This is a genomic window from Bradyrhizobium sp. USDA 4474, from assembly GCF_054057515.1.
Genome location: NZ_JBSRZJ010000002.1, coordinates 4,730,081 through 4,744,588, shown reverse-complemented (window position 1 = coordinate 4,744,588; position 14,508 = coordinate 4,730,081). Strand labels below are relative to the sequence as shown.

Sequence of the window (14,508 nt, the reverse complement as noted above, 5' to 3'; positions counted from 1 at the left end):
GGGACCGCGCACCTTGCGCATATCAGGGGCTTTCCGTTTTGGGCTTTGATTGAGCCCCGGACGGGCGGGAAGCGGCCAATAAACCGGGAATCGGCTCTCAGACGCACCTCGGGCAAGCCGAGCAATATCCTGCCGCGGCTCTACGGCCTAGTCAGCTTCTCGAAAGCTCGCGCGACTAGGGTTTGCTCAGGGGATCTTGGACGTGAGGCTAGCGTGGACCGGCAGAACTTTGACCCATCCAACGCAACAGCTTGGTCGCAGGTGCAGCACGACGTCTCGGAAGAGACGCAGGTGGGCCAGGCTAGGCAAGAGGGCTTTGAGCAGCACTTGCCCGAGGCGCGGCCACCCGATCCGGCTCCTGTCTCCAGCCGTGGCCGTCGCCGGAACCAACTTCCCCATCTCTCTACGGAAGATCGGGACATTATCGACAAGGCGATTGCCCAATATGCAAGTTCGCGGAAAGAGGCACCGGTCTATCAATATGCTGCAAGACTCCGCCGATTGATAAATGATATCCGCGCTCGTGGCCTATCGACCGATCTAACGGATCACCAGTCGCTGGCCAAGCACGCCAAAGCTCACATTCCAGACAATTTTATTATAACGGGGTTGAACATCCGCTATGTTGCTGGTGGTGCGCGACGCGCGGCCCCCTCAGCGGAAGACGCCCCTTTCATAGAGCAGCTGACCAATCCCGGCAAACTCAAAGACGACTCCTTTTCTTCTTATCGGGATGCTCTTCGCCGATTTTCTAAGGCGCTTAAGGGCGTGGGCCAGAGCATATCTAAGTTGGATCACGACTCGCGAGTCAAATTCGCTCATGAGTTGCTTCCGAAGAACAAAAATCTCATCTCCGCGTTGCGGAAGTTTCGTGACCAGCTTGATGCGAAACAAGTATCAGGTCCGAGCGGTTCTCGGGGAACCGGGGGGGATGGTGTTCCGTCGCCCAGGTCAGGTGGGGTTCCGGCCGAAGTCTGGGACCTGTTCGATGATGCGGTCGAGGAGCCGCCGACGAATCCAGTGGAGCTTCAGCGGCTGGAACAGGGCTTCCGCGAAGAGCTTCACGGACGGCGAGACGATCAAGGCGTCCGCTCAGGTCTGGCTTTCGATGCAGAGCAGTTTCCTCCGGCGAAACTTCGGCGAGTGCTCAATCACCTGGATGATCAATCCATGCCTTCGCAAGCCTCGGTAGATCCAACGGAGCTTCTGCGACTGCAAGAGCAGCTTCACAACGAAATTCAGCGGCAGCCGGATGAACAACCCAGCCGGTCATTCTCCGTCGATCAAGAGTTCAATCTAGAGCAGTTCTCTCCAGGGGCGCTTCGGCGACTGCTGGACGCTGAGCTCGAGCAGCCGCAAGTCCCCGTCAATCCAACGCACCTCAATGCAGGCGCTGGCGTGCTGATGCAGGTTCCCCTCCACGAATTGGAGAGGCTGCCTACAATGCAGCACAGCGGGCACGAACAACCTGCTGCACTGAGCAGGAGCAGCGTCCTGTCGAGCGACGACAACCGACCGACCAACTTCGTGATCAACACTGACCGTTACACGGTGCTGTTCGTACCCCCCGGCATGACGAGGCAGAGCACCCCACTCCATCCGCCTAGCGCCGCCATTGGTTTCGGATCTCGATCGGAAAGCGCTCCGCAGCCCAACGCTCCGTCGGGCAATCAAGCCTCGCCAGCACTGCCTTCCCGCAGGATGGAGCAAGCCGCGCCGGCGTCCGATAGGGCTGAGGCGGTATCCAGAGCGCTCGGCGAGACTTTTGATGTGTCTTTGTCTGTCCCCGAGGATTTCTCCCACGGCACCCAGCCCGCGCCGGGTATGATGCGCTTCAGGCTGGGCCACTGGGGTCTGTTGCCGGATGTAGCACAGCGGGTAAAGACCTACGACATTCGCGGTGAACGCTACACGGCTGTATTGGGACCGGGAGGGCCCAATGATGTTCAGCTCATTCACCTGCGTTCTCCCGCTATCGGCGATACATTTGATGTTTCGTTCGCGGTCCCCAAGGATTTTTCTCATCGCACCCAGCCGGCCCCCGACATGATGCTGTCGACGCTGGGCAAGTGGGACTTCTTACCTGTCGCGGAACATCCAATGATGAACTACGAGATTGGCGGCGAACGCTACACGGCCGTTTTGGGACCGAAAGGACCCGACGACGTTCAACTCATCCATCATTCTCGAATTGCTGATAAGTCTGCGCCAGCGGCTCCGTCCGACGTCTACGACGTCCTTGATTTGCCGACCACACCGGAGGAGCTGACTGATTACGCGAACTATCTGTCGGCGTTCCCGCGCATACTCTCCGGTCCCGAGCTCGGGGCATCGGGTCCGGCGGCCTCATCCCACGACCGTAGCGGGCGGGCTCTCGGCGCCACGGAATGGCTGGGCGACGAGCATATCCAGAGGGACTACGAGCTCCTGACGCAGGAGTTGCAAATGAATTATCCAAATCTTGCAGCCCGAACGCGGTTCGTCGATCCTCTCATAGCCTTTCAGTTGAGTTGGGGCGCCGAGAGCGACGCGCTCAGCGCATTGCAGCGCATCGTCGATGATCCGAATGGCAATGATGGAGCCGACTTCCTATTCCTGCCAGTGAACGATGGCAGTGTGACCGATCCTAACGGCACCCATTGGTCGCTGCTACTCGTAGATCGCCGCACGCGAGGAGAGCCGGTCGCCTATCATTACGATTCCGTTCAGGGACACAATGACGAGCCTGCAGAGCGGCTCGCAGAACGGCTGGGCCTGACTCTGCAGCGAGCCGGCATGGCCCCGCAGCAGAACAGCTATGATTGCGGTGTGTTCGTGGTGGACGGCACACGGGAGCTGGTTCGACGATTGGCGCAAGGAGAGCGGCCACAAGGCGAGCCGCTGCACCTCAACAACCTCGTCGCCAATCGGCAGGCACTCCGGGACCGGCTTAGGGGTTGATCGCGAGTGCGCCCGTCCGGTAGTCGTGTCGACCTCTAGGGTTTTCGGCGGCGTTTCAGGATCGGCCCCTGTCGCCGCGAGCAAGCGCACGAAATCAGCTGAATGCAGGAGGACCAGTAGGGGGCGACGCCGTTAAGAACGCAGTGAGAAGGTCACAACTGCCGCTAAGCGGTTAGAAAAGCGAATCGTGCTGTGCATCAAGACCAGGCGGGTGGCTTCCTGAAGAGACCATTCTGCCAGAATTGATTCGGCGCGAATCGTGACGAATTATTGCGATCACCAGCAGGTGCTGCCTGCTACAGAAGACGGCAAATCATGGATATCTTAGTCGGCAGGCGGGCCATGGAAATATGGCCCATCGATCGTTTGCGGCCCTATGAGCGGAATTCGCGGCGCCACTCGGCCGAGCAAATCGAGCAGATCGCGGCATCGATCCGCCAGTGGGGCTGGACGATGCCGATCCTCGCGGCGGATGACGGCATGGTTCTGGCCGGTCACGGCCGACTGGCGGCGGGCACACTGCTCGCCATCGCCGAGGTGCCAGTCATCGTGGCGCGCGGGTGGAGCGATCAGCAGAAGCGCGCCTATGTCATCGCGGACAATCGGCTGACCGATGCGTCCGATTGGGATGATGAGATGCTGCGACTCGAATTGAACGACCTTCTCGAAGGCGGCTTTGAGCTATCGCTGACCGGCATCACCGAAAGCGAGTTGTCCCGGCTCTCGGTCGGCGTCGGCGAGCTGGAAGCGATGCCGGAATTGCCCGATGGCGACCGCTCCCCATATCGCGACATGACGTTCATTCTGTACGGCGATCAGTGGGAGACGGTCGATCGCGCAATCAAGCTCGCGATCCTGCCGCGCAAGCCGGGCGACGCGAACCCGAACCGGTCGCCGCAGGGCAATGCGCTCGCGCGCATCTGCGAGGAATACCTGGCGCGCCATGTCACCGACGGCTAAGGACATCCGCGTCGCGCCGATCGCCAAGCGCGACGCCGACGCGCTGATCATCCGGCTCCACTACAGCCACAAGACGGTCAACAACGCGTCCCTCGCGCTCGGCGTCTTCCTCAACGGGCGCCTTGAAGGCGCGATGACATTCGGCCCGTCGACGGACAAGAGCAACATTCAAGGGCTGGTCCGCGAGACGCCGTGGAACGGTTTTCTCGAGTTAAACCGGCTCGCCTTCTCGGAGGCGCTGCCGCGCAATAGCGAAAGCCGAGCGCTGGCAATCGCGATGCGGATGATCAGGAAGAACTATCCGCACATCGGCTGGGTGATCTCGTTCGCCGATGGGTGCCAGTGCGGCGACGGCACGATCTATCGCGCGTCGGGCTTCGTCCTGACCGGGATCAAGGTGAACAAGAGCCTTCTGCGACTGCCCGACGGTCCGGTCACGCACAAGATGACGCAAGTGACCGGCAAGAACCGCGCGGCCCACTTCGCCAGGACTGGCGGATCATGGTCCGGTCAGGGCACGCCGCTCGACGGCTACCAGATGCGGTACATCTATCAATTGATGCTGCAAGCGGCGGTTTGCGATGGTGTCGCGCTTGATGCGGTTTCGTTCTGCGAGCATCGCCTCAGCCCTGCCGAAGTAGACATCGGCTGGCGTGAGGTTGTCGATACTCTCATGATAGCGGACGTGATTATAGTGTTCGACGAAGGCTCCCACTTGACGCTCGAGATCACCGGGTAGGTAATAATTGTCGAGCAGGATGCGGTTCTTCAGCGTCTGATGCCAGCGCTCGATCTTTCCCTTGGTCTGAGGATGGTACGGCGCGCCGCGCACGTGCTGCATGCCCTTCTGGTCGAGCCACTCGGCCAGATCATCCGCCACGTAACTCGAACCATTGTCGCTGAGAAGCCTTGGCCGGTGCGCGACGGCGATGTGGTCAAGGCCAGATGCGGCGAGTGCCCGGTCGAGGGTGGCTGTGACATTGGAGGCGCACATGGTGGGACCAAGTCGCCAGGCGACGATGTAGCGCGAGAAGTCGTCAAGCACGGTCGAGAGATAGTACCACCCCGTCCGGTGATCTTGAGCTAGGTGAAGTCGGTCTGCCAGAGCTGGTTGACGGCCGTCGTCTTGTCCTTGAACTCGTTCGCGGCCTTGATCACCATAGGCCGGGCTGGTGATGAGGTCATGCGCCTTCAGCAGCCGATAGACCGACGCCTCGGAGACAAAGTACTTTCGTTCGTCGGTGAACCGCACGGCCAGCTCGCGTGGCGACAGCTCAGGTAACTCCAGCGCCAGGTCGATGATCTGGCCCCGCACATCGTCCGGGATGCGGTTCCAGACCCGGTCTGGTCGAGACCGATGATCGGCCAGCGCCTCAACGCCTCCCTCGCGGTAGCGATCATACCAGCGATAGAATGTGGCGCGCGGGATCCCGAGCTTGTCCAGTGTGCGCTTGGCCGGAAGGTGCCATTGCTCGACCAAATGGATGATCTCGGCCTTCTCTGAGGCGGGATACCTCATGCCTCGTCCTCCCATCTCCGTTTATACTTTTTTTGAGCAGACGGTTCTGCAGGGTCAGATCGGCGACGGCCTCCTTCAAGGCGGCGGCGTCCCGGCGGAGGTCTTTCACCTCGCCGGAGGTCGCAGCTCGTGCCGTGTCGCCGGCCAGGCGGCGCTTGCCGGCCTCGAGAAACTCCTTCGACCAGCCGTAATACATCGAGGCGGCAATGCCTTCTCGGCGACAAACTCGGAGATGTTCTCCTCGCCGCGCAATCCTCCCAGCACGAGGCGGATCTTCTCTTCCGCCGAATACTGCCGGCGGGTCTGGCGCCGAATGTCCTTTAGCACTTGGTCTGCCGACGCTTTGCCCGGTCCGGCTTTCTGTCTCATCTTCGCTCCTGGTGGCTACGATGAACCAGAAATCCTCCCTCCGCAAAATCCCAATGCTTGTCTCACAAGCCCTGACGGCGAACAATCGACACGCGCACTCGCGATCAACCCCTAAGCCGGTCCCGGAGTGCCTGCCGATTGGCGACGAGGTTGTTGAGGTGCAGCGGCTCGCCTTGTGGCCGCTCTCCTTGCGCCAATCGTCGAACCAGCTCCCGTGTGCCGTCCACCACGAACACACCGCAATCATAGCTGTTCTGCTGCGGGGCCATGCCGGCTCGCTGCAGAGTCAGGCCCAGCCGTTCTGCGAGCCGCTCTGCAGGCTCGTCATTGTGTCCCTGAACGGAATCGTAATGATAGGCGACCGGCTCTCCTCGCGTGCGGCGATCTACGAGTAGCAGCGACCAATGGGTGCCGTTAGGATCGGTCACACTGCCATCGTTCACTGGCAGGAATAGGAAGTCGGCTCCATCATTGCCATTCGGATCATCGACGATGCGCTGCAATGCGCTGAGCGCGTCGCTCTCGGCGCCCCAACTCAACTGAAAGGCTATGAGAGGATCGACGAACCGCGTTCGGGCTGCAAGATTTGGATAATTCATTTGCAACTCCTGCGTCAGGAGCTCGTAGTCCCTCTGGATATGCTCGTCGCCCAGCCATTCCGTGGCGCCGAGAGCCCGCCCGCTACGGTCGTGGGATGAGGCCGCCGGACCCGATGCCCCGAGCTCGGGACCGGAGAGTATGCGCGGGAACGCCGACAGATAGTTCGCGTAATCAGTCAGCTCCTCCGGTGTGGTCGGCAAATCAAGGACGTCGTAGACGTCGGACGGAGCCGCTGGCGCAGACTTATCAGCAATTCGAGAATGATGGATGAGTTGAACGTCGTCGGGTCCTTTCGGTCCCAAAACGGCCGTGTAGCGTTCGCCGCCAATCTCGTAGTTCATCATTGGATGTTCCGCGACAGGTAAGAAGTCCCACTTGCCCAGCGTCGACAGCATCATGTCGGGGGCCGGCTGGGTGCGATGAGAAAAATCCTTGGGGACCGCGAACGAAACATCAAATGTATCGCCGATAGCGGGAGAACGCAGGTGAATGAGCTGAACATCATTGGGCCCTCCCGGTCCCAATACAGCCGTGTAGCGTTCACCGCGAATGTCGTAGGTCTTTACCCGCTGTGCTACATCCGGCAACAGACCCCAGTGGCCCAGCCTGAAGCGCATCATACCCGGCGCGGGCTGGGTGCCGTGGGAGAAATCCTCGGGGACAGACAAAGACACATCAAAAGTCTCGCCGAGCGCTCTGGATACCGCCTCAGCCCTATCGGACGCCGGCGCGGCTTGCTCCATCCTGCGGGAAGGCAGTGCTGGCGAGGCTTGATTGCCCGACGGAGCGTTGGGCTGCGGAGCGCTTTCCGATCGAGATCCGAAACCAATGGCGGCGCTAGGCGGATGGAGTGGGGTGCTCTGCCTCGTCATGCCGGGGGGTACGAACAGCACCGTGTAACGGTCAGTGTTGATCACGAAGTTGGTCGGTCGGTTGTCGTCGCTCGACAGGACGCTGCTCCTGCTCAGTGCAGCAGGTTGTTCGTGCCCGCTGTGCTGCATTGTAGGCAGCCTCTCCAATTCGTGGAGGGGAACCTGCATCAGCACGCCAGCGCCTGCATTGAGGTGCGTTGGATTGACGGGGACTTGCGGCTGCTCGAGCTCAGCGTCCAGCAGTCGCCGAAGCGCCCCTGGAGAGAACTGCTCTAGATTGAACTCTTGATCGACGGAGAATGACCGGCTGGGTTGTTCATCCGGCTGCCGCTGAATTTCGTTGTGAAGCTGCTCTTGCAGTCGCAGAAGCTCCGTTGGATCTACCGAGGCTTGCGAAGGCATGGATTGATCATCCAGGTGATTGAGCACTCGCCGAAGTTTCGCCGGAGGAAACTGCTCTGCATCGAAAGCCAGACCTGAGCGGACGCCTTGATCGTCTCGCCGTCCGTGAAGCTCTTCGCGGAAGCCCTGTTCCAGCCGCTGAAGCTCCACTGGATTCGTCGGCGGCTCCTCGACCGCATCATCGAACAGGTCCCAGACTTCGGCCGGAACCCCACCTGACCTGGGCGACGGGGGAGCCATGATCGACGACTCGTCGGGTCGATCATCCAACAGCCGCCGGAGCTCCTCTGGAACGAGAGCCAGCATTGGTGAGGAGGCGGCCTGCCGAGAGCCGTCCGTCCCGGAAGCGTCCTCTCCGGCGCCGCTTCGGCCAGCTGAATCGCCGGCAGCAAAATACTTAGAAAGCGAAACCAACGCGGGATGGAATCTCATGTCACCCGGGAATGCCGCTTTAGCTCGATCAAGCAAGGTCTCGTGATCGAGTCCAGCAAGCGTTTCACCCCTAGACGCAAGACTTATTGCCAATTGGCGAAGAGCCGTAGCGTGATTTTTCGCGGTGCCCGGTTTCACTCCCCGGTTCCTGATGGCCTCCTGCATCGCCGCCTTGACCAGATGATTCGTGCCGCTGCGATGCTCATGAAGATCCTTCAACGCCTGACGCATTTTCGCGTCACTCGGGAATGACTGTTCAGCGTGAGCGGCCAACGACGAGTGATTGAGCTCGTTAATCGTCTTGCCCTGCTGCCCCAGATCATTCCCCAATCTACCAAGAGCCTGGGTGTAACATGCAGCGGTGATCGGTCCCAACCTCCCGCTCGCAACGGGATCCTGGAACACCGCGTGGATGAGGTTGCGCTCTACGTCAGACAGAAAGGGATAATCGAAAGGCGATAGGCTCCCGCGGGCGCGAATTCCCACGTTGGCCTCGCCCGCCCCACGCAAATGCTGCTCAAAGACCTCTTGCAGGCCCTCCCCCGCCTGCGGCTCACCCGAGACGGCGTGCTGCACCTGCGACCAAGCTGTTACATTGGATGGGTCAAAATTGTGCGGGGCCGAGCTAACCTCACGTCCGAGATCACTTCAACAGACCAGTACGCGGGCAGCCTTTCGAGAAGCTGACGAGGCAGAGTTCGTAACGGTCCGTTGCTCCATCTTGTTCGATGCGCCCGGCAGAATCCGCCATCGCAGCAATGCTACGCCATGTTTATATCGTACGCGCGTCTTCCGCTGGAGGAACGAACACTGGTGCTACACAACACGGACAAAAGACACTCAGTATTCTTATGGGGTTTGGAAACAAGCCTTGGCGACTGCTGGCGCAAATTGCGCTCATTAAGGCAGCATTCGCCCGATGAGCCACAGCTCGACGGCGGCTTTGTGCGTCCATTTCCGCGCCAATTTTCCTCGCCTTTTTTGGCCGATCTCTAGCTGGTTCGCAGCGCAATCAAAGGCCGAAAGGGAAAGCGCGAGATATGCGCAAGGTGCGCGGTCCCGCGATCCCGCGCCGCCTCGGCTTGAAGTGGACCCCCGGATTGTGGACCGGCGGCTTAGGTGGTGCGGATGCCGTTCCGCTTTGATAAACGGAGCGGACCATGAAGAAGATGAGACGGAAAATCGATGCGGCGCTGAAGGCAAAGATCGCCTTGGAGGCGCTACGAGAACAATCAACGGTGACGGATCTGGCGGCGCTACCAGGTGCATGTGAACCAGATTTATGCGTGGAAGAAGCAGCTTCAGGATCAAGCGGTTCGGACGTTCGACGCGGGCGCCGGTCGGGATGGCGAGGCGACCCACGAACTGGAGGTCGAGAAGCTCCACGCCAAGATCGGACAATTGATGGTCGAGCGAGATTTCTTAGCCAGGAGGTCCGGAAGATGAGCGCGCCGGATCGCCGAGGATTGCTTCAGCGCGATCATGAGAGTCTATCGATCCGCCGGCAATGCCAACTGCTGAGCGTTGCGCGATCGAGCGTATATCGGCCGCCGCGGCCGGCCAATGACAACGACCTTGAGCTGATGCGACGGATCGACCAGCTGTTCATGGCCTGGCCGTTCCTGGGCTCGCGGCGGATGACGGCGATGCTCAATGGCGAAGGCTGTCGCATCAATCGCAAGCACGTGCAGCGGTTGATGCGCAAGATGGGCATCGCGGCGCTGGGACCAAAGCCCAGAACCACAAAGCCGGTGCCGGGACACAAAATCTTCCCGTATCTCTTGCGCCTTATGGTGATCGACCGGCCAAATCAAGTGTGGGCGGCCGATATCACCTATGTGCCGATCGGCCAGGGCTTTCTATATCTGGTGGCGATCATCGATTGGGCGAGCCATGCGGTGCTGGCTTGGCGCCTGTCGAACACGATGGACACATCGTTCTGTGTGTCTGCGCTCGAAGAGGCCTTGGCGCGCTTCGGCCGGCCTGAGATATTCAATACCGACCAGGGCAGCCAGTTCACCAGCGCCCCCTTCATCGGCACGCTGGCCGCAACCGGCGTCAGGATCTCGATGGACGGTCGCGGCCGCTGGATGGACAACGTGTTCATCGAGCGGCTGTGGCGCTCGCTCAAATAGGAGGACATCTATCTCAAGGGTTATTCGGATGGCCACGAGGCCAAAGCCGGAATCGCCCGATGGATCGAGTTTTACAATTTCCAGCGCCCCCATCAGGCGCTGGAAAACCGCGCGCCGATGGCGGGCAGGTGTCACCGGCGCATTCGGCGAAGAGGCTGTGGATATGACCTTCTCGCAAGCGAGAAGCTTGGACAACGCTGCGCGTTGCCCACATCCCCACAGCCACGACAGCAGCAAGCAACAGTGGCGTAAAGTATCGGGAAGAACGAACGGTAGCAAGCTGCACTTAAGAAACCAGACCCGGTGGTCCTCAGCATAGGTCCACTTCCACTACCATCTTTTTGGCTGCCTTGATCCTGAGTCGCTCAGTATCCCAGGCGCGTACTGCAGCTCCATAGAGCACAACATCCATCCCCGGGGCGCTGCTCAGGAGCAACTTCAGCCCCGGGTCAAGCTTGGCTGCAACCCCGTCAAGGTCAAAGCCCTTCACTCTGGCTCGCGCCCGCTCTTGCTCTGAGCGTAGGCAGCGGACGATATCCGAAAGTGGAGCGCACACTCCCTACCATTTCTTGGAGGAGCGCAAGGTTGCTTTCAATTGTAATTTAGTGACACGGCCTCGCCTAATCGCAGCTGCATCGCTGACTAACTGGCCGCAAAGAGGACGTGCCTGGCCATAAGTGGCCACGGCAATAAGATCGCTGAATGCGATGCCTTGGGCACATCAGGCTTGCGTTTTGTTGGTCGGCAGCACGACCTTCGGGAGTGAAATTTGGAAGAGTTGATTGTGATCGCCAAGGGAGATGAGTTCTCACTGACTATGCAGCGGCAGGCCGAACTGTACGGAGGATGTTAAATGGTCTGGAAGGAAGAACCTTTCGCGGACCAGAAATGCGGAAGTTTTGTGGAGTTGCCGAATGGCCCCACAAGCAGGCCTTTCGAGGTCCGCTCTGGCAGGAGGTTCAAACGTTGACGTAACAATCCGCTTTTGGAATTCTATCACCGAATTGATGCCGCAGCTTGCTTTCGAGACGCCTTGTTCGATTGCAGTTCCCTCATGTGCGCGCGGCAAGCTCAACCTGACGGTGTCGGGACTGGAAACGTCGCAGAGGTTGCCGTCGTCTTCGCCGATGCATAACCCAACTGGAGGCGGAACTGGTCTACAGCCGAATACTTGCAGCGCAGAATTTGTTCGTTCTTGCAAGATCCCGGTCTGCCCAGCGGTGAATGCTTGTTGACGCCCCAAAACTCGCCGAACGACCGCCCCGGAAGGACTGCCTGGAGTAGCTGGTGAAGACACGTCGGGTGCGACTGGAGGAAAACCGTGACGTCTCAGTGGGAATACCAGCTTAGATTTGGTATGAGCGATTCGGCTGTGGCGGAGGCGATACGACTAAGACTCCAAGAGCCGAAGTTGGGGCCATTGTTCGATACTCTCATATCCCATCGCGCCGCCCCAAAATGTCTGTTCGATACCTTTACCGCATACTTGGCCACCGCCGAAAGATACGGCATCGAGCGGTATCCGCTCTACGAATGGACAAAGGCGATGATCGAGATTCCGACGAAGCAAGAGGAGTATTTGAAGAACTTCGCAGCCTACGTTGACGATTGCGAGGTTTTTGCCGAGGCAACTGCCGATGCATTGGAGACAGCCCTGCAGTCACTGGTCGGCTGCGGACTGATTGCGCGGATGATCAAGCACAATACCAATCCCGCCAACAATCCGCAGCCGCCAGAGTGGAGAGCTATGACGGAACCTGGTGATGAGTCGACGTTCGCGCGCAGACACCGAAGCAATTTGCGCAATGCGTTGGCTGGTCAACCCGACAACGTCAGCAACACGGCTCTCGCCAAATCGACCTCCTCGTGACCGTGCGAAAAGGAAGGGTCAACAATGCCGCCTGCCGCTCTTCACTCTCCACAACTGGAGATTTGCCTGCCACCAGTTGGCAGTTGGCACGTGTTTTGAACAGGAGACCTTACGCAGAACAGCTCAATGGGAGACAAGGTGATGCCTCATAAAAATCGTTGCCAATCTCGACGTCGACGCGCGACGTTTGCTAACCTGCTTGGCCGTGCCGGGAGCCCGGTTCAATCGCAGCCATCGCACGATGTTCGTATCGGTTGCGTGCCGTGACTTCTTCGTACTTGCAATCTCAAAGCGTCCTGGTTTCTTTCGAGCGGCCTGCCGAACGTTGTCGAGGCCAAGAAAGTTGACGCTCCCTTTAGGAAGGGCAGGATCCAGATGACGCTCCCAGGCCCGGAAGCACTGGTGCTCGCCACGAAGATCCAGATCCAAGGGTCAGCCACCGAGGCGCGTTCGTCCGAAGCGACCGTCGAAGGCGGCCTTCTGAGGCAGGAGGAGAGCCCGAACAGAAACCAAATGCGCCCGACGAAACCTCCATGCTGCATTTCATTCCGCTCCCGTTCCGAGGTATCGGCCCCGTGTCCCCCTTACAACTCTGCCCCCCAAGAACGACATCATGACAACGGAGATGGAAGTCACCTCTGCGAACGCAAGCATTCGGGCAAGCACCGTCTGGACAATTGTGCTCGGCTTTGCCGCCGATCCGTTGATGCGTTGGAGTTGGCCTGACCCAGGGCAATATCTTAGGAGAATGCCTCAATTCGTTAACGCCTGTGGCGGACGAGCATTCGAGCATGGCACAGCATACGTCATCGGAGAGAGTTGCGCCGCGGCCCTGTGGCTGCCTTCCGACGTGCAGCAAGATGAAGATGCGCTGGACGCAATCATGGCGCTGTCCCTGCGCCCGGAGGTCACCGAAGATATGGCACACCTCCGGCAGGGAATGGCCGAACATCATCCGCCGGAGCCACATTGGTATCTGCCTCTCATTGCCGTCGATCCGAACTGGGCCGGACAAGGGCTTGGCACATTGCTGATGAAATACGCTCTTCAACGATGTGATGAGCAGGGCATCGCTGCCTACCTCGAAAGTTCGAACCCGGAAAACATTCCCTTTTACCAACGTCACGGCTTCAAGGTTATTGGAGAGATACAGCACGGTTCTTCGCCCCCACTCACGCCAATGTTGCGAACGGCTTATTGACCAAGATCGGAGACGCTTCGCATGCTCCAGATGCCGGGGCTTCGCTGCGGAGATGGCGAACTGGTCTGGCCAGAGTGCGCCACCAATAAAGGCCGATGCCCGCTTTGAGTACTTCCCAACAACGTGGCGCGTGCGGCTGCTGCCTCTAAGGCGCACAGCCCAGTGAGCTGCACTAGGTGTTTAGTCACGGCATTTGCTGGAGCGGTTGAGTTTGAATCGTTCGGGCTGGGAAGTCCAGCATTTGCAAATGTATTCGTCGGGTGTGAGGCCCTTCAGGGTCTTCAGCCGCCGAGCATAGTTGTAGGCGTTGATGAAGTTGGCAAGGTGAGCTTCGAGCTGATCGTGTCGACCGTAGTAATAGCGTTGGACGGTCGCGCCCTTGATCATGCGGTTCATGCGTTCGACCTGACCATTGGTCCAGGGATACTTGATCTTAGTCAGCCGATGTTCGATCCCGCTCTCCCGGCAGCGCATGTCGAACATATGCGTCGCGTATCTTGCTGTCGGGCCGTCCGCATCCCGCGGTGGGAAGGTGAACTGGATCCCATTGTCGGTGAGAACCGTGTGGATCTTGTAGGGGACGGCCGCAATAAGAGCTTCGAAGAAGGCCGCGGCCGAAGTCCTTCCCGTGTTCCTAGCCAGTTGCACGAACGCGAACTTACTGGTGCGATCGATTGCGACGTTGAGGTAGAGCTTGCTCTTCGGCGGTCTGAAGCTCGGCGATGTCGATGTGGAAGTAGCCGATCGGATAAGCCTTGAACTTCTTCTTCGAGGGCTTGCTACCGCCGACTTCCGGCAATCGGCTGATGCCGTGACGCTGGAGCCAGCGATGCAGGGAAGACCGCGTCAGATGCGGGATGGTCGGCTGCAGCGCATAAAGGCAATCGTCGAGTGGCAACAGCGTATGCTGCCGGAAAGCAACGATGATCGCCTCCTCCTCGATGGAAAGGACAGTCGACTTGGCTTCCTTGGGCCTAGTCGAACGATTGGTGACAGTCTCGCGCTGCTTCCATTCACGACAGTCTTCTGGTTGATCCCGTAGCGCTTGGGGAGACCTCTCAGGCTCTCTTGACTATTTTGTATGGCTCGACGGACTGCCTCCGTCGTGGTGGCGCAGCCGTGTAAAATATGTCCCATAGCGCTTCCTTCGAATCGTGCGACAAGGATGCACCATCAAAGTGTGGGACTAAACATGCCCATCAGCTTCG

General features: G+C 59.4%; 6 protein-coding genes and 3 pseudogenes. 6 read left to right on the top strand and 3 right to left on the bottom strand.

Going from position 1 to position 14,508, the window contains the following annotated elements; all coding sequences use genetic code 11:
* Positions 1–213 precede the first annotated feature (213 nt).
* From ACVW16_RS24200 to ACVW16_RS24190, 3 genes and pseudogenes are all read left to right on the top strand, one after another.
* On the top strand, positions 214–2,940 hold the full coding sequence (locus ACVW16_RS24200) for a Ulp1 family isopeptidase (RefSeq protein WP_456701583.1): 2,727 nt from the start codon (positions 214–216) through the stop codon (positions 2,938–2,940).
* A gap of 453 nt (positions 2,941–3,393) precedes the next feature.
* The gene (locus ACVW16_RS24195) at positions 3,394–3,900 is read left to right on the top strand and encodes a hypothetical protein (protein ID WP_456701582.1); all 507 of its coding nucleotides are present in this window, start codon (positions 3,394–3,396) and stop codon (positions 3,898–3,900) included.
* A pseudogene (locus ACVW16_RS24190) lies at positions 3,845–4,402 on the top strand (Mom family adenine methylcarbamoylation protein); the annotation flags it as partial. The gene ACVW16_RS24195 and the pseudogene ACVW16_RS24190, both read left to right, overlap by 56 nt.
* Here ACVW16_RS24190 and ACVW16_RS24185 read toward each other — a convergent pair.
* Together ACVW16_RS24185 and ACVW16_RS24180 are read right to left on the bottom strand one after the other, a co-directional pair.
* Entirely contained in the window at positions 4,400–5,419 is a 1,020-nt protein-coding gene (locus tag ACVW16_RS24185; protein ID WP_456701581.1) for a DDE-type integrase/transposase/recombinase, read from the bottom strand. The pseudogene ACVW16_RS24190 and the gene ACVW16_RS24185 overlap by 3 nt on opposite strands.
* Positions 5,420–5,892: 473 nt before the next feature.
* A complete protein-coding gene (locus tag ACVW16_RS24180) occupies positions 5,893–8,580 on the bottom strand; it encodes a Ulp1 family isopeptidase (protein WP_456763503.1) in 2,688 nt (895 codons plus the stop codon).
* 674 nt (positions 8,581–9,254) lie between these two features.
* Between ACVW16_RS24180 and ACVW16_RS24175 the strand changes: the two are divergent.
* The 3 genes and pseudogenes from ACVW16_RS24175 to ACVW16_RS24165 all read left to right on the top strand — a co-directional run.
* Positions 9,255–10,346, top strand: a pseudogene (locus ACVW16_RS24175) (IS3 family transposase); the annotation flags it as partial.
* A gap of 1,303 nt (positions 10,347–11,649) precedes the next feature.
* A complete protein-coding gene (locus ACVW16_RS24170) occupies positions 11,650–12,099 on the top strand; it encodes a hypothetical protein (RefSeq protein WP_456701579.1) in 450 nt (149 codons plus the stop codon).
* 613 nt (positions 12,100–12,712) lie between these two features.
* A complete protein-coding gene (locus tag ACVW16_RS24165) occupies positions 12,713–13,300 on the top strand; it encodes a GNAT family N-acetyltransferase (protein WP_456701578.1) in 588 nt (195 codons plus the stop codon).
* 180 nt (positions 13,301–13,480) lie between these two features.
* Here the strand turns inward: ACVW16_RS24165 and ACVW16_RS24160 are convergent.
* Positions 13,481–14,437, bottom strand: a pseudogene (locus tag ACVW16_RS24160) (IS481 family transposase).
* Positions 14,438–14,508: the final 71 nt, after the last annotated feature.